The organism is Acinetobacter sp. TWP2-2-3 (assembly GCF_049896445.1).
Classification (GTDB): domain Bacteria; phylum Pseudomonadota; class Gammaproteobacteria; order Pseudomonadales; family Moraxellaceae; genus Acinetobacter.
Window position 1 is genome coordinate 1 of record NZ_JAFCUI010000017.1, and the last position, 20,850, is coordinate 20,850.

Below are 20,850 nucleotides of genomic sequence, written 5' to 3' on the forward strand. Positions count from 1 at the left end.
GGCAGAATTCGCTGCACGTTTGCATATCAGCGCGAGAACGCTACAAAACTGGGAACAAGGCCGTCGCTATCCGACTGGTCCTGCAGCGACTCTAATTCGTATTCTGGATGCTCATCCAAGTCTAATTTAGAAAATTGAGATAATAAAAAACCCCAACATCCTGTCGGGGTTTTTTATTATCTTTTCGCGTACCGTTGTTACCCTCTGGTCCTTGTGCAATAACTTATAATTTTTGTTTTATGTTATGGAACTTCCTGTTCCTGATGAGTTCATCATAGGAAAGTTTCAGTATTCCGGATAGCAGCAAAGGGCCGAGATTGGTGTGAGCATATACGCACAAAATAGCCTAAATTTTATCCACAGGAAATGTGGATGATTTCAGATCCTGGGGTCTTGAGAACATTGCAAAAATCTTGAAATTGGCTACTTTTTAAACAACTTTATTGGCAATAACTATCAAAAAAGATCATAAAAAAGCCGACTTGTTTCCAAGCCGGCTTTTCGGGTTTGCGTCCTCGATTTTTTATATCATAACTTTTTGAAATTTAACACTATTTATTTTTATGTTATTCACCAATTAAAATGTCTATGCGATAAACCATTTAAAATGTCCTGTTTTTAACTACAAGAGTCAAGCACAGGATTTAAATTTCTTTGTTCAATAATTGCTTTCTGAGCTTTACGACTCGGCATACTTTTCTTGGCACGGGAACGTTTATTCTGTTTTTCCAATGCTTCATGCTGTTGCTGGATATGTGCCAGGACTGAACCTAATCTTTTATTCTCAACCACTTCATTCTGCTGCAGTCCAGTCAGTTTATTGAAAATGCTGTAGTTAATCTTCCGTCCCTCATGCATGATAGCCACAGTACCATCCGGATACTCTAGAAATGAAATGTATTGTCCAACTAATTTCTGGTTCAATTCAGTTGGTTCAAGCATATAAATACACTTGTCATAGGTAATGGTCAGATTCTTGGTGACCTTACGCGGTTCCTGCCAGGTAAAAATATCATCCAGTTCAGCATCAGACTCTGTTAAAGGGCGATGTAAGTTTTTGGAATTTCTCGCGCACTTGGCAAACTTCCGATTGAACTGCTCAATAAAGCAGGGCAGCCATGCATTTGCTTCGGCAATCGAATTAATACCCTCCAGGCGCATCTCTTTGATCAGACGGTCCTGAAGGGTTCTATTGGCACGTTCCACACGACCCTTAGCCTGGGATGAGTTAGCAAAGATAATATCAATGTTTAACTCATTCAGAATCCGCCCAAATTGCGTGATCTGGCTGTCCTGGCTGGATTTCTGGTTGACTCTAAATACCGAATGTTTGTCGCTGTAAAAGGCCAGAGGCTTACCGTATTGTTCAATGTAGGCTCGGGTAGAAATCATATAGTCAAAGGTCGTTTCCGCCTCACAAAAGCGCAGATGCAAGAGCTTTCCGGTAGCATCATCGATATAAACTAATAAGCAGCATTTGGCGGAACGGCCTTCAAACCAGTCATGATATGAGCCATCAATCTGGATCAGCTCACCGAAGCAATCACGGTTATAACGTGGCTGATATGGACGCTTCAGGCGCTTGGATCGAGGAATCCAGAGGCCATTGGCCGTCATCCAGCGCCGAAGCGTTTCTACCGGGATATCTAGGGCAAACATGCTGCTGAGCTTCTCATGCACCAAGGTGGGCCCAAAGCCCAGCAGATGTTCAGAAATAATGGAAAGGCACTTTGATTTTAACAAGTCATCATGGCGACGATGACCCGGTTGACCACGACTGGAATGTGCCAGACTTGAAACACCGTCTTGATTGAGCTTGTGCAATAACCGGGTAATTTGACGGGTTGAAAGATTCAGAATTTCTGCAGCACGGACTTGTGTAATACGTTGATCTCGAACGTCTTGCAGAACAGCAAGACGTTGTATTTCCTTGTCAGACATAGTGATCAGCATCTCAAGTTCATATCCAGTCCATGATGTTGATGCGCATCATAGACCAGACATTTTTATTGGTGAGAATACAGACACTTTAAATGGTTTCTAACAACCGAATTTCGTATATGAGATTTTATGTTAAATCACAGATGTTTGATTTTAGAATAATATTATGAATTGCTTTTATCTCTTCCTCTTTTTGAGCTTGAAACTTTCCATAAGTTGAAAAATGTAAATGCTTATAGATTAAAGGTTTTTTTTCATGAAAAACTTTAAGAGTATGTCCTTCTATTTGTTTAGCATCATTCATCCATGAAAATATAGATGTTTTTTTCATTAATTTAAAAACAGCATCAGAGATAAATACAGCTTTAGTGTGTTCTGAAAAAATGGCTTTATGAATGTATTGTAGATGATTTTTATCAAGATCAGAGCTTTTCAAATCATTTCTACCAGTTGTGGGAAGATGAAGAAGCTCGATAAATGAAATACGAGAAGCATCTTTGCAAGAAAGTCTAATTTTTGAAAATTCTTTATGATATTTTCGCCCATCTCCTTTATATCCATCTAATAAAAAAGGATGATGTACATTGTATTTCTGCCAAAATGAAATAGCATCCTCATGATATTCAATGATTTTAGAAAATATTTTTTGTTCTTCAATATTGGGAGCGTAATTGGCATCTAAGCCAATAAATAAAAACTCTGCTTGAGTAGGACAACATCCCTGATAAGGTTTTTGGCGGAAAGCGTGAATTAGTTTTTCACTTGGATGAACGTTATACATATTTTTATCAGTAGACGTAATGCAAAGAATATTAGTTTATCCGATATAGACACCAACATATTAAACCGTCCGATAAGAAAATCGCAAAAGCGCATATTCTAAAAGTGGACATTTTTATTGGTGAGAATATAGACATTTTGAATGGGTTCTAACAGAGAGCTGTAATCTCTCGTTTTTTTGTTCTAAAACTGCTAAAATTCTTATACGCCATTGACGTACTTTAATCTATGTTATTCATTGAAACCAGTATTTTTACCAAGCAAATCAAAGAGCTTGTTAGTGATGAAGAGTACCGTCAGCTCCAGCAAGATCTTTTGGTACAGCCTGATAAGGGCGACTTAATTAAGAATGGTGGTGGGATTCGTAAAGTACGTTGTGCTCAGGGCAATAAAGGTAAAAGTGGCGGTATCCGGGTGATCTATTATTGGGTCACAGAGGATGATCAGATCTTTTTCCTAGTGGCTTATCCAAAGTCTGTGAAAGATAATCTGACAGACAAAGAAACATCGATCCTGCGTCAATTAGTGAAGGAGCAATTTCATGGATAACAACTTATTTGATGACCTGGTTGCTTCAATCAAAGAAGCCGGAGCCATCAAACGTAATGAGATAAAGGCAAGTCGAGTCACAGAGGTCGAATTGCCGGATATTAAAGAAGTACGTGAGAAAACTGGATTAACCCAGGCAGAATTCGCTGCACGTTTGCATATCAGCGCGAGAACGCTACAAAACTGGGAACAAGGCCGTCGCTATCCGACTGGTCCTGCAGCGACTCTAATTCGTATTCTGGATGCTCATCCAACTCTAATTTAAAAATTTTAGATAATAAAAAACCCCGGCATCCTGCCGGGGTTTTTCGTATGGGTTCGCTCGGTATAACTCCTGTCGTACCTTACAGTCCTTGTGCTTATCTATTGTTATTCTTGTATGGAACTTCCTGTTCCCGATGAGTTCATCATAGGAAAATTCACCTATCCTGGACAGCCGTAAAGAACCGGAATTTACGTAAGCCTAGGCGTACAAAATAGCCTAAATTTTATCCACAGCAATTGGGGATAGTTTCGCAACCTAGATCCGCATGAAATGGACATTGTCTGCTAAATTGATTATTTTTTGATCAATTTTCCTGGCAAAATGTTACAGATCCGCTTAAAAACTCACCAACTTATTACAAAAGCAGATTTCTACTGGTTTCTTGGTCATTACTGAATTTTTAAGTTATTGATATTTAAATTAATATACAAGTGTACTTTGTATAACCGCCATTATGTTAAATAAGAAAATTAGTAATTTATTTCTTATATTATTTATAGGCAGTATTATTAACCCACAATCCTAGCTTCGTAATAAAGCAAGTATAATCATCCTCAACGTCAAAGCTGTAAGTTTTTAATCGGAATGTCTCTGAGAGAACGTGAACACTTTCACCATTAACACATATTGGACTAGGTACATTATCATCACCTATACATTCGATAGGTCCTTCTAAGCCATATTTGATAAAAGTAAAATATTCAACATTATCAATATCAAAACCTTTTTTATCCGCATTAAATATATTGCTAGGATGGTAACTTCCAGCCACATTTTCCATACTTGTTTTTCGTAATGGATTCACCATAAAAACAAGACCAATGATTTCTTGATCAGATGTTTCTATAGCTTGACCGTTCTTCAACTCATCCAAGCGCGTCCATCCAATATTCTTAACCCAGAATGTCTGATTAGACCTCAGCATATGACTGACCATTTTTCCTTTGCGAGAAAGTTGCAATAATTTGCTTTTATTTAATTTTGATAAATCTGTATTTGCTTTAATTTGGAAATAGGTTAGCTCCCAAATCTCACTATTCTCACAAGTAGATATTCTTATAACAGGTTTATAGCATAACTCTCCGTCACCATTTTTTGGCTTTGACAGTACTAAATCTCCGACTTTAATGTTCTGAATGGCGATTAAACCTTTGTCTGTATTTATACGTGTTCCAGCAGGAAAACCAGCCCCTGAATTAAGATATGAGTCCATAAGTCTCTCTTATATTTTTAATTTGATGATTAGTGAGCTTTCCTAAAATTAACATAATACGCGTTATGCGAAATTAGAAAAATGAGTTTATTGCACTGATATTTATCTGTTTTTTAAATTTTAGACCTGGGTTGGTGCCCAGGTTTTTTTATTGCGTATAACAGCCATTATGTTAAATGGGGAACTATTTAGTTAGTTTTTGAGGTGATGGAGCAGAGTTCCATGTACCTAATAAGCGCCAAATTGCACTATCTATCTCTTGCCATTTGTCCCAATTATTTAAATTCGTTTCCCACTGAACCCATATACCGCCATATTTATTGGGCTCATAACTCTCTCCTCTAATTTGAACAAATCGATTATCTACCGTATTTTCTAAAGCAACTACATCCAATAAAACACCAGCAACATCCTGTTCTTTGGATTTCCCATAACAACCATAGAAATTATCAGCCACTTTTTTTGGGTAACAAGTCAGACCATATTTTTCAAATTTTGAATTTTTCTTAAAAAATTCTTTCCTTTGTAAAAATGTCTTATATGTGTCTAATTTCGGCACTGTTGCAAATAGAGATTTGAGTCGATGAAGTTCCTTTTTAAAAGTGCTTAGAGACCGAAAACCCTGTTGATTAGACACACTTCACCTTGAGGCTGACCATAATAAAATGACGATGCTTGTCCTTTACGTAGTGCACGCATGACTTCAATACCTTTGATTGTGGCATAAGCCGTCTTCATAGATTTGAATCCTAATGTGGCCCTGATGATCCGCTTTAACTTACCATGATCACATTCAATGACATTATTTTTATACTTAATCTGCCTGTGCTCAATATCTACTGGACATTTTCCTTCTCGCTTTAACCGTGATAAAGCATGGCCATAGGTCGCTGCTTTATCTGTATTGATGACCCGTGGAATTTGCCATTTTTTCACCGTATTGAAGATTTTTCCTAAAAAACAATAGGCTGATTTACTGTTCCGTCTAGCGGAAAGGTAAAAGTCAATCGTATGACCACGTTGATCAACTGCACGATACAGGTAAGTCCATCGCCCCTTCACTTTGATATAAGTCTCATCCATATGCCATGAATGTAAATCTGTAGGATTACGCCAATACCAGCGTAAGCGTTTTTCCATTTCTGGAGCATAACGCTGAACCCAACGATAAATTGTGGTGTGGTCAACATTCACACCCCGTTCAGCGAGCATTTCTTGAAGTTCACGATAGCTGATGCCATATTTACAATACCAACGAACAGCCCAAAGAATGATTTCACCTTGAAAGTGCCGACCATGGAAGGGATTCATCTGCTGTATCTCGAAATAAATAAGATATTTAGCTTATCATGTCAGCCTATTTGCAACAGTGCCTGAATACATGAGCAGCTAAATCACTCAAAGCCAGCATCTAAAACCATTTAACAAAATCTATGACTATTTTACTTTCCCTTACCTAATCGTCCTAGTGTATATCTTTTTTTTTGATTAGCTTATTCCTAAATCAAGTGACTTTAGGTAAGTATGATGAACGATATCCAATTTTCAGATTGCGCAAAGGCATGTATGAGCTGTTACCTTACCTGTGCCAGTTGTGCAAATGCCTGTCTAAAAGAAGAAAATCTGGAGATGATGCGAGAATGTATTCAGCGTTGTCTAGATTGTGCAGATATTTGTCAGCTCTGTGCTCGTATGCAGCAAAATGAATCTCCTTTTATGAAAGAAATTTGTGAGCTTTGTGCCAAGGCTTGTGAATACTGTGCAGATGAATGTAGCCAACATGAGCATCAACACTGCCAGCAATGTGCTGATGCTTGCCGTGAATGTGCCGTCGAATGTCGAAAAATGGTTGTCTGATAAATAAAAGAATTAGTTGAGTTTAGGATTTACTCAATGAATAGCCAACGTGTTAGTTGTTAGTGGGTCAAACCACTAACAACGGCACTGTTGCAAATAGGGATCTGAGTCGATGATTTTCCCTTCAAAAAAGCTTAGAGACCGAAAACTCTATTTACTAGCCAAACTTCTCCTAGAATATTACCGTTATAAAATAATGAAGCTTGTCCTTTGCGTAGAGCACGCATAACCTCAATTCCTTTAATTGTGGCATAAGCCGTTTTCATAGACTTGAATCCCAACGTAGCCTTGATGATCCGTTTGAGCTTGCCATGATCACATTCAATCACGTTATTCTTGTATTTAATCTGTCGATGGTCCAAGTCTTCAGGACACTTTCCTTCCTGTTTTAGTCGCGACAAAGCACGGCCATAGGTATGAGCCTTATCAGTGTTTATGACTCGTGGAATCTGCCATTTTTTGACATGATTCAAAATTTTACCAAGAAAACAATAAGCTGAATGGGTATTTCGTCTAGCAGAAAGATAGAAATCAAGAGTATGGCCACGTTGGTCAACTGCACAGTATAGATATGCCCATTTGCCATTCACTTTTACGTAAGTTTCATCCAGATGCCATAAATGTCGATCTGTAGGATTACGCCAATACCAACGTAAACGTTTTTCCATTTCTGGAGCATAACGCTGAACCCAGCGATAAATTGTGGTGTGATCAACATTCACTCCACGTTCAGCGAGCATTTCCTGAAGTTCACGATAGCTGATGCCATATTTACAATACCAACGAACAGCCCAAAGAATGATTTCACCTTGAAAGTGCCGACCGTGGAAGGGATTCATCTGCTGTATCTCGAAATAAATAAGATATTTAGCTTATCATGTCAGCCTATTTGCAACAGTGCCGTTTCTGGTTCAAAGCCTTCACCTTTTCCTTATTTATCTCTGACTTCTTTAATGTAAAAACCCAATCATGAAGAGTGGGTTTTTACAATATTCATTGTACCTTTAACAGCACTTCATCGGTACAGCATAAAAGTGTTACTGACCTGGCAATGAGGCGCAGTATTTAATACCATCCAGCATTTATAAACTGCGCTGATTTACACGCTTGGACAACTCTTCAGCCGATTCCTTGCGTTCAGAATAACGATCAGTCAGGTATTTGCTTTGACCACGAGTCAGTAGAGTGAACTTAAATAACTCTTCCATGACATCCACAATCCGGTCATAGAAAGCTGAAGGCTTCATTCGTCCATCTTCTTCAAATTCCAAGAAAGCTTTCGGAATTGAAGACTGATTTGGAATGGTGATCATCCGCATCCACCGCCCCAAAATACGCATCTGGTTCAGGCTGTTAAATGACTGTGATCCACCACTGACTTGCATCAAGGCAAGGGTTTTAACTTGGGTAGCACGGATTGCTCCTCCTGCAAGTGGAATCCAGTCTATTTGTGATTTAAAAATGGAACTCATAGAACCATGACGTTCAGGTGAACACCAGACCATACCTTCAGACCATGCAAGAAGCTCATGCAGTTCTTTTACTTTTGGATGCTCAGTATCCGCATCTTCTGGCAAAGGAAGGCCCCACAAGTGATAGATACAGATAAAGCACACATATGGAGGTGCTTTGTCACGGTTAAAATGGGAAAGAAAATGTCCACCAGATCTTGAGCACAGGCAGGTTAAGTATAAAAATAACGTGATCGAATGTAATCATGGCAAGCTAAAGCGGATCATTAGGGCCACTTTAGGATTCAAATCGATGAAGACGGCTATGCCACATGCATCTATTCAGATGGCATTAAACACCGATGATGTACAGACGAAGTAGTAGCAGCCGATCCTACTAAAAGAATAGCAAACGATAAAAACAGCGATAAGCATGTTTTTAACCACTGCATAAAAATAGACCAAAAATTAAGCTTTTTTAGTTTTACAGATTCGAAAATAAATAGTAATAATTCATGAATAGTAGCCGAAGCTACCATTCATGATTCCAAGTCATATTATTTTAAAAAACTAATTCGATACCTGCACCATATTTCCATCCCTTTTCAGACTCTGTTGCCTCTTGCATAGAAGTGGCTTTCTGTCCTTTTTCATATTGGTAAGCAACATCAATGAAAGGTTTAATTCGCTTAGTAATCTCATATCGGGTTTTGATACCAGTTTTAAGTTCTGATAAACCTGATTTTGCAGCATAGTTAGAATCATCGCTAAATATTACATCTGCTTCGATATAAGGTTGAGTAATAAGTTTCTGAGTTAAAAGCAAATCACGTTCTAATTCAAAACTTGCTCCCCAAAAATTATTCTCACCGCCATAAAGATATGCTTGTGTTTCAAAGAAATAAGGAGCTAGACCTAATATACCAATAACCCCATCCACTCGATCGCTGCTGCTGTTATTTTTATCTTCACTATATCTTACCCCAGCTTGTACATCCCAAAATGGGGCTACGTTACGGCTATAAAGTGCTGATACAGCATATTTTGGATCATTACTTTCTGACTTTTCCGAATTGGCTTCAATAAATAGACGATTTTCATCTGTTCCAATTAAAGTTTCAAACTTTGTTCCTAGGTTGCCCTTACCGTCTTCATCAACCATCCATTCATTTTCAAATTTTGTCGTTTGATAAATTTGTCCACCATGTTCTTTAAGATGATTGTCATGAGGTGAGTTAGAGTTCTCAAGCGCAATCTGGACACTCTTATCCCCCATATTCGCATTTTCCATTGAATAATATTCTGGATAACGCTCTTGAAGGGAATACTTTAATCCTCCAGATTCCTGTAAAAGAATTTTCATATTTTTTGTAATATTACTGTCTTGTACAGGAGTTTCATTTTTAGCGAACGTTAGATTTGATAATCCAAATAGCGCAATCATCAAAGTTGTTTTTGAAAACAAATTATTAGTGATGTGCATGTGGATTTACTCCCTTCTCATTTACTTGGGACTGAGGAACAGTCTTTGTAGAATTACCATCTTCCACTTGAGCTACAATGAGTTTATTCATCATTCCTGCACTCATATGGTAAAGCAGGTGACAATGAATAGCCCACTCACCTAACTCATCAGCTGTGAGTAGAGTGGTTATCGTTTTCCCAGGTGGAACAATTACCGTATGTTTGTTTGGCATATTGCTTGGATCCTGACCATTCTCAAGCTGCATAAACATGCCATGTAAGTGCATTGGGTGAGCCATCATACTGTCATTGACAAATTTTAAGCGAATACGTTCACCATACTTCACCACTAGTGGGTCGGCTTCATTAAATTTTTTACCATTTATTGTCCAAATATAACGCTCCATGTTTCCACCAAGACGGATCTCTATTTCACGTTCAGCTGCACGAGTGTCTTTTTGAGGATCTAACGATTGCAAATCACTATATTGCAATGCTTTATTACCTTCAGGTGTTGAAGCATTTGCCCATCCAAATACGGTATTATCATTCTTGTCTGAAGCCGCCTTAACAGTAGCGCTATTCATCGGCATATCATGATCCATACCTTTCATAGAAGACATATCATGATCCATACCTTTCATAGAAGACATATCATGATTCATATCTTTCATTGAAGACATATCATGATCCATACCTTTCATAGAAGACATATCGTGATTCATGCCTTTCATAGAAGACATATCATGATCCATACCTTTCATAGAAGACATATCGTGATTCATATCTTTCATAGATGACATGTCATGGCTCATCCCCATATCTTCCATAGTTAATAAAGCACGAGGGCGAGATTTAGGCATCTCAATTTGTTTGACTGCTGGGCTGCTTTCTTCATGTAATGTTCCCACTGAAAAACCGGTACGATCAATAGATTCAGCTTCAATTTGGTAATGTGCTTGTTTTGGTTCCACAATGACATCATAGGTTTCAGCAGTACCAATACGGAACTCATCTACAGGAACGGGCTTTACAGGTTGACCATCAGCACTGACTACAGTCATTTTTAGGTTTGGAATGCGTACATCAAAGAATGACATAGCGGAAGCATTAATAAAACGAAGGCGAACTTTTTCACCAGCTTTGAAGTTACCGGTCCAGTTTTGCTGAGGTGTTTTGCCATTCATTAAAAATGTATAACCAGTCACATCGGACATATCTGTTTTCAACATCCGCATCTGATTCCACATAGAGCGGTCTTGCCAAGTTGCCTTTAATCCATCACGTTTAACTTGTTTTAATACATCGAATACTGTTTCGCGACGGTTCTGATAGTAATCTGCTTCTTTTTTAAGATTTTTCATAATTTGATCACTTGTTGAATTATGAAAATCAGAAAGCAAAACAACGTAATCTTTATCGGTTTTTTCAGCAGCTGTTAGTGGAGTTTTATCTTTAGGATAAATAACAAAAGCACCATATAAACCGTCTTGTTCTTGTCCTTTACTATGTGAATGATACCAATAAGTACCATTTTGGCGGACTTTAAACTTATATTCATAAGTTTTATTAGGGGCAATGCCATTAAATTTGTTAAATCCAGGTACACCATCCATAATTCCAGGTAATAATAAGCCATGCCAATGGATTGAAGAGTCCTGATTTTTTAACTTATTGTGAACACGGATAACGGCCTCATCACCTTCTTCAAATTCAAGAAGTGGTGCAACGAATTTACCATTAACGGTAATTCTCTTTAGCGGTTTTCCTGTGATATTTACAGTTTGTTCAGCGATTGTTAAATCATATTCTTTAACTGCCGCCATTACCCAAGTTGATGAAAATAAACCAACTCCAATTAAGAGTACATGACTTAACTTTTTTGACATTCTATCTCACCTTTAGAAAGGTCAAGATTGAAGTAATAAAGCAAATATTTAGTATAAACTTTAATACTTCTTTCTCGCTATTTATAAAATTATTTATTGCTACCAGGCATATTCATCTTTGAATGATCCATTTTAGAATGGTCCATATTCATCATAGAATGATCCATTTTTGACATGTCAGATGAGTTAGGAGACTGATGTTGACTATGATCTTGCTGAGTCTTGTCATCTTTTTCCATTTTACAAGGTTTTGTACAAGGTTTCTGTGCTTTTACCGTTTTAGTGGCACTTGAGGTTGATACATCTTTTGCCCAAGATTGAGTACCAGCAATTAAAGTTCCAGCACACATTAAAATTGTTAGACTACGACGCACTACAGTTTTCATAAGTTTCTCTAAAAGTTAATTTCTTGCTACTACAATAAAGTGAAGCACTGAACATCTAAGTGACTTGAAAATGACATTTTTGTAATCTATCTCGATCAGATGTTTTATAACGTTATTATAGTTTTAATGAATGACTTAGGATTCGGAAATGAGAATACTATTAGTTGAAGATGAACAAAAAACTGGTGATTATCTCAAGCAAGGTTTATCCGAAGCTGGCTATATTACGGACTGGGTTACAGATGGGTTAACGGGTAAACATCAAGCTCTTTCTGAAGAGTATGACTTAATTATTTTAGACGTGATGTTACCTGGACTAAATGGTTGGAATATTATCAATGATATTCGTAGCAGCGGTAAAACAATGCCCATTCTTTTTCTTACCGCCCGAGATCAAATCGAAGATCGAGTAAAAGGATTAGAGCTAGGCGCTGATGATTATTTAGTTAAGCCTTTTGCTTTTGCAGAGCTTCTAGCTCGAATAAAAACGCTCCTTAGACGAGGGCAACAAAGAGAAGATAATAATATTATTAAGATTGCTGATTTAGAACTTGATTTGAGAAAACGTCGGGTAACACGAGCAGGTCAACGCATTGATTTAACGGCTAAAGAATTCGCGCTTATGGAGCTTTTTATGCGTAGAAGAGGTGAAATTCTACCAAGAGCACTTATTGCATCTCAAATTTGGGATATGAACTTTGATAGTGATACGAATGTCGTTGAAGTCGCTATTAAACGATTAAGAAGTAAAGTTGACAGTAACTTTACTCCCAAATTAATTCAGAATATTCGAGGAATGGGGTATGTACTAGAGGTAGAGGATGAATAATAATTTATTCAGAGCGATCAGTTTCCGGATCGGTATCATTTTCTCATTATCTACTATTTTCATTCTAATTATTATGGGTTTGTTCATAAATAAATTAGTAATGCATCATTTTGAGACTCAAGACCGTACCCAATTAGAAGGTAAAATCCAGCTGATTCAGAATCTTATCCAACAGAATCCTAAAAACTCTCCAGAACTTAATCTTTATTTGAGAGACGCTTTAGTTGGACACCATGATCTTATGGTTCAAATAGAACGACCGACAGGTAAAGTTTTATTTAGTTCAGCACCTTCAACAATTAATACTCAACACTTAACCAAGTCAGCAAATAATTCATGGATTAAATGGAAAATTCAGGATAAGACTTATCGTGGCATGATCTACAACACGGATATAAACAAAAATACTGAGATACAATCTGTACGCATTATTGTGGGGATCGATACATCTGAACATCTACATTTTTTAAATGATTTTAAGCGTCAACTTTTTTACATTGGTTTAGCCGGTACGATTTGTTTAATGTTTTTAGGCTGGTTTGCAACCTGGAGAGGTTTAAGACCCGTGCAAAAAATGGCTAAGGTCGCAGAAGGCATTTCTGCCCAACATCTTTCAGAACGTTTAGAAGTTGAGCACACACCAACAGAACTAAAATCATTAGCAATTGCCTTCAATGATATGCTCGACAGACTAGAATCAGCTTTAGAAAGGCTTTCCGATTTTTCATCTGATTTAGCGCATGAAATTAGAACACCGATTAATAACTTAATGACTCAAACTCAAGTATGTCTTGCCCGTAACCGAGATATTGGTACTTATCAAGAAATACTATTTTCTAATTTAGAAGAATTAGAACGTTTGGCTCGAATGGTATCCAATATGCTTTTCTTGGCAAAAGCAGAACATGGCCTAAAATTACAGAACTTACAGAATATTGACCTGGTTAAAGAAGTTACAGCCTTATTTGATTTCTATGATGCGCTAGCTGCCGAAAAAAATATGACGCTTCAACAAACAGGATCTGGAAATGTCAAAGGTGATCCTGCTATGTTACGTCGAGCACTCAGCAATCTATTATCTAATGCAGTTAAATATGGAAATAAGAATTCTACAATACGCATAAAACTTCAACAGAATTTAGATAACACAATATTTTCAATTGAAAATGAAGGCCCTGAAATCTCTCCTGAACAACTATCCAGGTTATTTGATCGATTTTATCGAACAGATGCATCTAGACAAAGAACAGAAGAAGGAACCGGCTTAGGGCTCGCGATAACAAAATCTATTCTTGATATGCTTGGGGCGACCATCCAGGCTGAATCCCTCAATGGTCGAATCATTTTTACCATTGTTTTTCAAAGTGAATCCATGCAAGGGGAATCATTTTAACTCATTTTTTGAACATCTTCCATTTACCCGAGTTGACCTTACATAAAGCTCAAACTGAGAGCCAGAGCTACGCCAGCACCTATCATGGCAATTGTGTAGCCAAATATGATAGCTCGGCCAAACTGTGCCCCCCCTGTCATCCATGCAATTGTCGCTTTGCTTAACATGTTGCTCAGTGTGGCCAGCCCTAGCGCGACAGCAGCCACATTTGTTGTTAAGCCTTCAGTACTATGCAGGCGGGCAAGTGAGACTAAAATAGCATCTACGTCTGCTAGCCCAGAAATAGTCGATAATACGAAGATGCCGCTGGTGCCCAACCATTGTTTTGCTGCCGGGACCAAGACTGCCATGACAGCCAGGAAAGCAGCGAAGCTGAATGCTGTCCCAAGATCAAAAGGAGCCATTGCTTCTATTGTTCGATCGTTGTTTTCAGCGCTGGTAATTTGGCGTTGTCTCCACAATGCCATACCCAGCAGAAGGATTCCCGCAATCATCATTGCACCACCAAAAGTGCTTAGCAATGCTGGCTCAATGACGCCTATCAGCACAACCATACGAAAAAACATGATGCCACAGGCAGCCAATGTTCCAGAAATAGCAGCACTGACCATGACGGGGTGCTGGCGTGTATAGCGTGCCAGTGCGACAGTTGCAGCTGTAGACGATGCCAAACCACCCAATAGACCTGTCCAGAATATGCCTCTTTCTGAACCGGTAAGCCGCATGGCAAAATGACCTGCCAGAGAGAGTCCGGCAATCAGGATCACTGCCCACCATAACTGGTAAGGATTTAATGCAGCAAAAGGTCCCAGACCCGTATTGGGTAAGTAGGGTAATATAACGACAGAAAGTACCAGCAACTGCAGGGATGCGGTTAATTCACGATGTTCGATCAAGCGTAACCAACCATGTAAGGTTGGCTTGAGATCCAAAAATACAGCCACGATGACAGCCGCTGTTAATGCTAAAGTAACATTACCATGGGATGCATATGCACCTAGAACTAATGTCAACAGCATCGCGATCGTCGTGGTAGCGCTTAGATTACCGGAAAGTTTTGCGGTACGCGCGTAGGATACCGTAAGTAAAAGGGAAAGCCCTAATACGGCTGCGACTAGTGGCCAAGGCCCAAAGTTTGGCTGTAAATGACCGAGCACTCCTCCGAGTAATCCTGTCAATGTGAAGGTACGTAGGCCTGCTACTCGGCTGCCTTCTGGCAGTTCACGATCATTCCATCCTCGTTCTAAACCAATGAGCAGGCCGATGGCAAGTGCTGCAATCAGGCCTGATACATCTGGTGGAAGAAAAAGACTCTCTATCATAGCTTTTTATGTCGCAGGCGAAGGGCATTGGTGATGACTGAAGCTGAACTCAAACTCATAGCCAAGGCGGCAATCATCGGTGACAACAACCAACCGGTAAATGGATATAGTACGCCAGCCGCGATAGGGATACCCAAAGCATTGTAAAGGAAAGCAAACATGAGGTTCTGTTTCATGTTGCCGACAGTAGCTTCCGAAAGTGAACGGGCAACAGCAATCCCTCGTAAATCTCCCTTGACCAGCGTAACTTGGGCACTATTCATTGCAACATCAGTCCCGGTTCCCATAGCGATACCGACATCAGCTTTAGCCAAGGCTGGTGCATCATTGATGCCATCACCAGCCATAGCCACGATGCGACCTTCCTTCTGCAATTTGCTGACCAGTTCTAGTTTATCTGCGGGTTTGACTTCGCCATGTACCTCATCAATGCCTAGACGTGCTGCGACTGAACGGGCAGTGGTGAGACCATCTCCTGTTGCCATCACGATACGTAGACCCGCTTCCTTCAGGGTGGCAAGTGCTTCTGGGGTATTTTTTTTGATGGGATCGGATACTGCAAGCAGGCCGGCCAATTCACCATTGATGGCTAGATGCATCACACTTGCACCTTCTGAACGCAGCTCTTCGGCTTGCGGAATCAGAGATTGTACCGAGATACCTAATTGCTCCATCAGTGCTGTGTTGCCCAAAGCTAACTGACGATCGCCCACTTGACCTCGAACACCAATCCCTGAGCCTGATTCAAAATTATCTGGTGTTTCAAGAGGCAGGCCACGTTCGTGTGCTGCGTTTACAATCGCTTCGGCTAGCGGGTGTTCACTGCCTTGATCAAGACTGGCGGCTAAACGTAATACTTCAGATTCATCGAAACCTGATGCGGCAACCACACGATCGAATACAGGGCGTCCTTCAGTTAACGTACCTGTTTTATCGATGATTAGTGTGTCAATCTTGCGTAGATTCTCAATGGCTGCTGCATCGCGGAACAACACACCATGAGTAGCACCTTGACCCGTTGCAACCATGATAGACATTGGAGTTGCCAAGCCTAGTGCACAAGGACAGGCAATAATGAGTACTGCCACAGCATTGATTAATGCATAAACCCAGCTCGACTCTTCTGGGCCGAACAGTCCCCATCCAAAGAAGGTAAGCAAGGCAATGGCTACTACAGCCATGACAAACCAACCTGCAACCTGATCAGCCATGCGTTGCATTGGTGCTCTCGATCGTTGAGCTTGCGCCACCATCTGTACGATCTGGGATAACATGGTACTTGAACCAATTTTCTCTGAACGCATGATTAGGGAACCATTGGTATTCAGGGTAGCACCAATGACTTTATCACCGATGCGTTTAGTGATCGGTAAAGGTTCACCTGTCAGCATCGATTCATCCACTGAACTACTTCCTTCAGTGATTACACCATCCACAGGCACTTTTTCACCTGGGCGAATTCTGAGTAAATCTCCTACATGGACATGCGTTAGAGGAACATCTTCTTCAGTTCCATCAGGCAGGATTCGGCGAGCTGTTTTAGGAGCGAGCCCAAGGAGTGACTTAATTGCAGCAGAAGTTTGCGAACGTGCTTTTAACTCCAATATTTGTCCCAGTAGGGTCAATGAAATGATGACCGCTGAAGCTTCAAAGTAAACAGCGACACGACCCATGGAAATAAATGAGTCTGGGAAGATTTGCGGTGCAATGGTTGCGACCACACTATAAATAAATGCAGCTCCAGTGCCCAAACCAATCAGCGTCCACATGTTCGGGCTGCGATTCACAACCGATTGCCAACCCCGGGAAAAAAATGGCCAACCTGCCCAAAGTACAATTGGGAGTGACAACACCAGTTCAATCCAGCTCTGAACAGCCATATTGAACAGGTTCATTTGATGACCAAACATCGCCAAAAAAGTCACGATGATGGTCAATGGCAGTGTCCACCAGAAGCGTCGGCGGAAATCACGTAACTCCGGATTCTCATCTTCCTCTAATTCAGGAATGAGTGGCTCCAGTGTCATTCCGCATTTAGGACAGTTTCCAGGATGATCTTGCCTGATTTCTGGATGCATTGGGCATGTATAGATGGTCGTACCTGTTGTGCTTGCCGCATTAACGTGTTGAACAGTCTGATGATGCTGTGTATGTGCATCGGCAGTCGTCGTTGCGGGTTTAGCGATATATTGCACCGGGCTGCTATGAAACTTTGATTGACATTTATCACTGCAAAAAAAGTAAGTTTTCCCCTTAAATTCCTCATGGTATTTCGATTCTTCAGTGACGGTCATACCACAGACTGGGTCTTTCAGTACGTCTGTTGTAGCCTGTGCCATATGGTCCTGGTTATGATTTTTTTGATCTGACATAAATAATTCTCTTATGGAAAAGTGGTTTTATGGCCGAATTTTGGAATAAATCTCGGAGTCTGTTGAGCATAGCTGTCATAGACAGCGCCAAACTGTTTACTCATTTCAGCCTCTTCCTTAATTGCCAAGCGGCTGTACATTAAGAGTAGGATTGGAAACATAATCAGTGTCAGTAAAGTTGGCCATTGCAATAAAAAACCCAGCAAGATCATCACAAAAGCCACGTATTGTGGGTGACGTATACGTGCATAAGGGCCTGTGATCGCTAAAGAATGCTGACGTTGCGCGTTGTACAGCACGTGCCATGACGTTGATAACAGGTAAAATCCATAGCCCAAGAAAACGTAACTGGCGATATGCAAAATGCCAAAATGTGGATCACCTTTTTCACCTAATAGCGTTGACCACAAGTGACCTGCATTATGAGAAAGTAAGTCAAGTTGAGGGAAGCGAGTTTGAAGCCAACCAGATAACAGGTAAATGGTTAAAGGAAAACCATACATTTCGACAAATAGAGCAATGATAAAAGCCGAAAAGGCCCCAAATGTACGCCAATCGCGCGCAGTGGAAGGTCTAAAAAAACTGAAAGCGAACATGATAAAAACTGCTGAGTTAATGATAACCAGCGTCCATAAACCATAAGCCGATTCCGCATGATTCATGATGGATCTCCTGATAAGAGCTATTTTTTGTTATCAGATATATCGGATTTTTTTTGCTGCGAGTGGTTATGCCCATGACCACCATGCATAAAAATATGCATCAGTGGACACGCTAAAAGGAATAAATAAGGCAAAGCACCGATAACGTGGGCTAAATGTTCCGTTAATAGAAAATAAGCTGCGATACCACCCAGCACGATTAGACCAATGGCATAACGTGTAGACCAGAAGTTAGGTACTGAATTATTTTCTTGGTGTTGGTGATTCATGGTGCTTACCCCTAATTCATGGGTAACTATTTAGTTGCTGACGGAGGCATACAGTCCATCATCATCTGCATCATGGATTGCATCATGTCCATACGTTTTTCCATCATCTGCTGACGGTCAGCCATATTTGCATTCATGCTTTGGCTGCCCATCTGTTTCATCATACTCATACCTCCTTGCATGAGTTTCATGTGCTCAGCCATAAGTTTCTGACGTTCTTGTGGGGTTTTTGCAGCCATCATCTTCTCATGCATGGCTTGCATCGCCTTCATGTGTTGATCCATTGCAGCCATTTTATCTGTAGCAGTGGTGCTGGTAACTGTTTGCTTAATTGTTACTGCAGATGGTGCTGTTTTTTCAGGGTGGTGATCTTTGTGTTCATCGGATTGCTGTGCAAATGTATTCAATGACGCGGCTGCGATACATAAGCCCAAAAAAATGTTTTTGAATTTCATCATAATTTTTTCCTTTAAATAATTTGGAAGTAAAAGCTATGTTTTAGTACTGAACAGAGTCTAGGAATTTGACTACTAAACTGATGAAATTTTTGGTTATTCTCTGTCTCTCTTAAAAATTTTAGCACTATTAATTAATTATTTTTAAAAATGACAAAAATGTAATTTTGAGATCTTCTCGAAATATATAGTCTATGCTGAGATGACAAAAATTTTATTTAATATTAATCTTTTAAAACTATTAAAGTTGTTATGATTTTATGTGCTTAAAAAAATAAAAATGAAATGATTAGATGACTCCAAGGCTAGTTAGAGACACATTTTTAATGTAATTTACACTGTTATTCCTTTAAAGAAAAAATACAGTTGATCAAAATAGTTTTTTATAGAAAAAAGGGTGGATAATTTAATTATTAAACTTATTGGTATATTTATTAGATAGAAGGGGCTTTGTTGCACAAAGATTTCATAACTATATGATTTTAGAAGTTTTGATTATTTTTTGATCCAAAATTAAATTTATTTAAATCAGATGCTTACATATTTATGCAACAAAGCCGATAGAAGGTAAAGAAGATTATTTTTAATATTAGGGTTTATAATCCAAATTTCAGAGTAAGGAATCTACTACTTATATAATAGAGATTCCATCTCCAAAACAGTACTACTGTATGAATGAGTTGTATTCAATGCAGGGAAGAATGTAGATCCTTAATACTAACGGAAAATTATTTTACTGAATTTTCATGTAAAGACTCATTTAATTGATCAATCACTGTCGTCCATTCACCATCAGAGTGTAGTTTTTCTTCTAAAAAATGACGTTGAGCATCAGTCCAAAAAATTGCTTGTGTTAAAAAAACATCTCCAGCTAGCTGATGGCTCTCTATGAATTTTGCAATTGCTTCTTCAGTAGAAGCTAAACCAAGCTGTTCAAATAATTTGGTCATTCTTGGACGTGTTTGAGTCATGTGCTTAGCCCACAAATTTATATTAGATCAAATTAAACATAACATGTTTATATTTAAACTAAAATATAAAAAATTAAATAGCTACTATTTTCTTAGACAAAATGATTACTACATTTCATAAATCAACCACCTACATAATTTGTTTGTTAAATGATCATTATTTTTCAATAAGATTATTTTAATAGTTAAAGATTTTAAATTTTAAAAATGACAAAAATGTAATTTTGAAGTCATCGCTCTGTTTCTGTCTCTCACTAATAATTGAAATATAAGAGGAGATGATGTGGTCTCATTAAATATAGATTTTATAAAGTCATCTCTAATGAACTAACGAATCAAGAGGAAACGTAAATGAAATTATTTCAAAATAAAATGACTGCTCTACGTAATGTTGTAGTAGCTGCAACGATGATTGTGGCTACTACAACTACGTTCGCTCATGTGAGTTTAGTGAGTGCGATTCCTGCGGAAAATGCATCTATCCTTAGTCAACCAAAGAACTTGACCCTTAACTTTGGTGCAGAGGTTATGTTGATGAATATTAAGTTACTGGATGCTCAGCGAAGAGATGTTCCTTTAAAATATAAAGTTACTCATGACTTAAAGAAATCCTTTGATGTCGCTCTTCCGAAACTGAAAAAAGATAAATATACCGTTGTCTGGACAACAATGGGGAAAGATGGTCACAACATGAATGGTGAATATAGTTTCACTATCAAATCAACTAAATAAGAATTGATTACCTTTCAACATGTCAGTGAGGTGCTGGCATGTTGTTCTAG

General features: G+C 38.9%; 23 protein-coding genes and 2 pseudogenes. 8 read left to right on the forward strand and 17 right to left on the reverse strand.

The window, feature by feature from the left end; translation table 11 throughout:
* Positions 1–130 (forward strand): helix-turn-helix domain-containing protein (locus ACP7AK_RS14530; protein WP_425880168.1); only part of this gene is annotated, 130 nt, incomplete at its 5' end.
* A 488-nt stretch (positions 131–618) separates the two neighbouring features.
* Here the strand turns inward: ACP7AK_RS14530 and ACP7AK_RS14535 are convergent.
* Both ACP7AK_RS14535 and ACP7AK_RS14540 read right to left on the reverse strand, forming a co-directional pair.
* On the reverse strand, positions 619–1,953 hold the full coding sequence (locus ACP7AK_RS14535) for an ISNCY family transposase (RefSeq protein WP_204470745.1): 1,335 nt from the start codon (positions 1,951–1,953) through the stop codon (positions 619–621).
* 115 nt (positions 1,954–2,068) lie between these two features.
* Entirely contained in the window at positions 2,069–2,722 is a 654-nt protein-coding gene (locus ACP7AK_RS14540) for a hypothetical protein (RefSeq protein ID WP_204470746.1), read from the reverse strand.
* A 227-nt stretch (positions 2,723–2,949) separates the two neighbouring features.
* On the opposite strand from ACP7AK_RS14540, the gene ACP7AK_RS14545 reads away from it, so the two are divergent.
* Together ACP7AK_RS14545 and nadS are read left to right on the forward strand one after the other, a co-directional pair.
* Positions 2,950–3,270 carry a type II toxin-antitoxin system RelE/ParE family toxin gene (locus tag ACP7AK_RS14545; RefSeq protein WP_000897309.1) on the forward strand — a complete coding sequence of 107 codons (321 nt, stop codon included), beginning with the start codon at positions 2,950–2,952 and terminating at the stop codon, positions 3,268–3,270.
* The gene (nadS, locus tag ACP7AK_RS14550; protein ID WP_005268039.1) at positions 3,263–3,535 is read left to right on the forward strand and encodes a NadS family protein; all 273 of its coding nucleotides are present in this window, start codon (positions 3,263–3,265) and stop codon (positions 3,533–3,535) included. Before ACP7AK_RS14545 ends, nadS begins: the two co-directional genes overlap by 8 nt.
* A 490-nt stretch (positions 3,536–4,025) precedes the next feature.
* Here nadS and ACP7AK_RS14555 read toward each other — a convergent pair whose 3' ends face one another.
* From ACP7AK_RS14555 to ACP7AK_RS14565, 3 genes are all read right to left on the reverse strand, one after another.
* Positions 4,026–4,748: a hypothetical protein gene (locus tag ACP7AK_RS14555; protein ID WP_312160050.1), complete on the reverse strand. Its 723-nt coding sequence runs from the start codon at positions 4,746–4,748 to the stop codon at positions 4,026–4,028.
* 184 nt (positions 4,749–4,932) lie between these two features.
* Entirely contained in the window at positions 4,933–5,385 is a 453-nt protein-coding gene (locus ACP7AK_RS14560) for a hypothetical protein (RefSeq protein ID WP_227504451.1), read from the reverse strand.
* Entirely contained in the window at positions 5,355–6,059 is a 705-nt protein-coding gene (locus ACP7AK_RS14565) for an IS6-like element IS1008 family transposase (RefSeq protein WP_001067790.1), read from the reverse strand. Before ACP7AK_RS14565 ends, ACP7AK_RS14560 begins: the two co-directional genes overlap by 31 nt.
* Positions 6,060–6,275: 216 nt before the next feature.
* On the opposite strand from ACP7AK_RS14565, the gene ACP7AK_RS14570 reads away from it, so the two are divergent.
* On the forward strand, positions 6,276–6,605 hold the full coding sequence (locus ACP7AK_RS14570) for a four-helix bundle copper-binding protein (RefSeq protein WP_026055492.1): 330 nt from the start codon (positions 6,276–6,278) through the stop codon (positions 6,603–6,605).
* A gap of 134 nt (positions 6,606–6,739) precedes the next feature.
* Here the strand turns inward: ACP7AK_RS14570 and ACP7AK_RS14575 are convergent, their stop codons facing one another.
* Complete coding sequence (locus tag ACP7AK_RS14575) at positions 6,740–7,444, reverse strand: IS6-like element IS1007 family transposase (protein ID WP_104427072.1); 705 nt, start codon at positions 7,442–7,444, stop codon at positions 6,740–6,742.
* 243 nt (positions 7,445–7,687) lie between these two features.
* Positions 7,688–8,182, reverse strand: coding sequence for an NAD(P)H-dependent oxidoreductase (locus tag ACP7AK_RS14580; RefSeq protein WP_392390339.1), 495 nt, complete (start codon positions 8,180–8,182; stop codon positions 7,688–7,690).
* 6 nt (positions 8,183–8,188) lie between these two features.
* Here ACP7AK_RS14580 and ACP7AK_RS14585 point away from each other — a divergent pair.
* Positions 8,189–8,381 (forward strand): annotated as a pseudogene (locus ACP7AK_RS14585) (DDE-type integrase/transposase/recombinase); the annotation flags it as partial.
* 16 nt (positions 8,382–8,397) lie between these two features.
* On the opposite strand, the pseudogene ACP7AK_RS14590 reads toward ACP7AK_RS14585, so the two are convergent.
* The 4 genes and pseudogenes from ACP7AK_RS14590 to ACP7AK_RS14605 all read right to left on the reverse strand — a co-directional run.
* Positions 8,398–8,595: pseudogene (locus tag ACP7AK_RS14590) on the reverse strand (hypothetical protein); the annotation flags it as partial.
* A gap of 23 nt (positions 8,596–8,618) precedes the next feature.
* On the reverse strand, positions 8,619–9,539 hold the full coding sequence (locus ACP7AK_RS14595; protein WP_005237511.1) for a copper resistance protein B: 921 nt from the start codon (positions 9,537–9,539) through the stop codon (positions 8,619–8,621).
* Positions 9,526–11,409, reverse strand: a complete 1,884-nt coding sequence (locus ACP7AK_RS14600) for a copper resistance system multicopper oxidase (protein ID WP_262463320.1) — start codon at positions 11,407–11,409, stop codon at positions 9,526–9,528. The genes ACP7AK_RS14595 and ACP7AK_RS14600 overlap by 14 nt, the downstream gene beginning before the upstream one ends.
* Positions 11,410–11,498: 89 nt before the next feature.
* Entirely contained in the window at positions 11,499–11,795 is a 297-nt protein-coding gene (locus ACP7AK_RS14605; RefSeq protein WP_004760992.1) for a hypothetical protein, read from the reverse strand.
* Between the two features lie 148 nt (positions 11,796–11,943).
* On the opposite strand from ACP7AK_RS14605, the gene ACP7AK_RS14610 reads away from it, so the two are divergent.
* Positions 11,944–12,624, forward strand: coding sequence for a heavy metal response regulator transcription factor (locus ACP7AK_RS14610; protein WP_004663993.1), 681 nt, complete (start codon positions 11,944–11,946; stop codon positions 12,622–12,624).
* Entirely contained in the window at positions 12,617–14,017 is a 1,401-nt protein-coding gene (locus ACP7AK_RS14615) for a heavy metal sensor histidine kinase (RefSeq protein WP_034171651.1), read from the forward strand. The genes ACP7AK_RS14610 and ACP7AK_RS14615 overlap by 8 nt, the downstream gene beginning before the upstream one ends.
* 38 nt (positions 14,018–14,055) lie before the next feature.
* Here the strand turns inward: ACP7AK_RS14615 and ACP7AK_RS14620 are convergent, their stop codons facing one another.
* The 6 genes from ACP7AK_RS14620 to ACP7AK_RS14645 all read right to left on the reverse strand — a co-directional run bounded on the left by ACP7AK_RS14620 (position 14,056) and on the right by ACP7AK_RS14645 (position 20,068).
* Entirely contained in the window at positions 14,056–15,339 is a 1,284-nt protein-coding gene (locus tag ACP7AK_RS14620; protein WP_425880167.1) for an MgtC/SapB family protein, read from the reverse strand.
* Positions 15,336–17,711: a heavy metal translocating P-type ATPase gene (locus ACP7AK_RS14625; protein WP_004992267.1), complete on the reverse strand. Its 2,376-nt coding sequence runs from the start codon at positions 17,709–17,711 to the stop codon at positions 15,336–15,338. The genes ACP7AK_RS14620 and ACP7AK_RS14625 overlap by 4 nt, the downstream gene beginning before the upstream one ends.
* 11 nt (positions 17,712–17,722) lie before the next feature.
* Positions 17,723–18,373 carry a methyltransferase family protein gene (locus ACP7AK_RS14630; protein WP_004663997.1) on the reverse strand — a complete coding sequence of 217 codons (651 nt, stop codon included), beginning with the start codon at positions 18,371–18,373 and terminating at the stop codon, positions 17,723–17,725.
* A 20-nt stretch (positions 18,374–18,393) separates the two neighbouring features.
* Positions 18,394–18,642, reverse strand: coding sequence for a DUF2933 domain-containing protein (locus ACP7AK_RS14635; RefSeq protein ID WP_004695740.1), 249 nt, complete (start codon positions 18,640–18,642; stop codon positions 18,394–18,396).
* 26 nt (positions 18,643–18,668) lie between these two features.
* Positions 18,669–19,100, reverse strand: a complete 432-nt coding sequence (locus ACP7AK_RS14640; protein WP_004695737.1) for a hypothetical protein — start codon at positions 19,098–19,100, stop codon at positions 18,669–18,671.
* Positions 19,101–19,825: 725 nt separating this feature from the next.
* On the reverse strand, positions 19,826–20,068 hold the full coding sequence (locus tag ACP7AK_RS14645; protein ID WP_004281876.1) for a DUF2789 family protein: 243 nt from the start codon (positions 20,066–20,068) through the stop codon (positions 19,826–19,828).
* Positions 20,069–20,419: 351 nt separating this feature from the next.
* Here ACP7AK_RS14645 and ACP7AK_RS14650 point away from each other — a divergent pair, with 351 nt between their 5' ends.
* On the forward strand, positions 20,420–20,800 hold the full coding sequence (locus tag ACP7AK_RS14650; RefSeq protein ID WP_368781787.1) for a copper resistance protein CopC: 381 nt from the start codon (positions 20,420–20,422) through the stop codon (positions 20,798–20,800).
* Positions 20,801–20,850: the final 50 nt, after the last annotated feature.

Coding starts and splice junctions, on each gene's coding strand:
- ACP7AK_RS14570 (WP_026055492.1), top strand. CDS start 6,276: ATGAACGATATCCAATTTTCAGATTGCGCAAAGGCATGTATGAGCTGT.
- ACP7AK_RS14545 (WP_000897309.1), top strand. CDS start 2,950: ATGTTATTCATTGAAACCAGTATTTTTACCAAGCAAATCAAAGAGCTT.
- ACP7AK_RS14605 (WP_004760992.1), bottom strand. CDS start 11,795: ATGAAAACTGTAGTGCGTCGTAGTCTAACAATTTTAATGTGTGCTGGA.
- ACP7AK_RS14640 (WP_004695737.1), bottom strand. CDS start 19,100: ATGATGAAATTCAAAAACATTTTTTTGGGCTTATGTATCGCAGCCGCG.
- ACP7AK_RS14600 (WP_262463320.1), bottom strand. CDS start 11,409: ATGTCAAAAAAGTTAAGTCATGTACTCTTAATTGGAGTTGGTTTATTT.
- ACP7AK_RS14555 (WP_312160050.1), bottom strand. CDS start 4,748: ATGGACTCATATCTTAATTCAGGGGCTGGTTTTCCTGCTGGAACACGT.
- ACP7AK_RS14625 (WP_004992267.1), bottom strand. CDS start 17,711: ATGTCAGATCAAAAAAATCATAACCAGGACCATATGGCACAGGCTACA.
- ACP7AK_RS14635 (WP_004695740.1), bottom strand. CDS start 18,642: ATGAATCACCAACACCAAGAAAATAATTCAGTACCTAACTTCTGGTCT.
- ACP7AK_RS14615 (WP_034171651.1), top strand. CDS start 12,617: ATGAATAATAATTTATTCAGAGCGATCAGTTTCCGGATCGGTATCATT.
- ACP7AK_RS14650 (WP_368781787.1), top strand. CDS start 20,420: ATGAAATTATTTCAAAATAAAATGACTGCTCTACGTAATGTTGTAGTA.
- ACP7AK_RS14540 (WP_204470746.1), bottom strand. CDS start 2,722: ATGTATAACGTTCATCCAAGTGAAAAACTAATTCACGCTTTCCGCCAA.
- ACP7AK_RS14565 (WP_001067790.1), bottom strand. CDS start 6,059: ATGAATCCCTTCCATGGTCGGCACTTTCAAGGTGAAATCATTCTTTGG.
- ACP7AK_RS14595 (WP_005237511.1), bottom strand. CDS start 9,539: ATGCACATCACTAATAATTTGTTTTCAAAAACAACTTTGATGATTGCG.
- ACP7AK_RS14610 (WP_004663993.1), top strand. CDS start 11,944: ATGAGAATACTATTAGTTGAAGATGAACAAAAAACTGGTGATTATCTC.
- ACP7AK_RS14575 (WP_104427072.1), bottom strand. CDS start 7,444: ATGAATCCCTTCCACGGTCGGCACTTTCAAGGTGAAATCATTCTTTGG.
- ACP7AK_RS14630 (WP_004663997.1), bottom strand. CDS start 18,373: ATGAATCATGCGGAATCGGCTTATGGTTTATGGACGCTGGTTATCATT.
- ACP7AK_RS14645 (WP_004281876.1), bottom strand. CDS start 20,068: ATGACTCAAACACGTCCAAGAATGACCAAATTATTTGAACAGCTTGGT.
- ACP7AK_RS14620 (WP_425880167.1), bottom strand. CDS start 15,339: ATGATAGAGAGTCTTTTTCTTCCACCAGATGTATCAGGCCTGATTGCA.
- nadS (WP_005268039.1), top strand. CDS start 3,263: ATGGATAACAACTTATTTGATGACCTGGTTGCTTCAATCAAAGAAGCC.
- ACP7AK_RS14535 (WP_204470745.1), bottom strand. CDS start 1,953: ATGCTGATCACTATGTCTGACAAGGAAATACAACGTCTTGCTGTTCTG.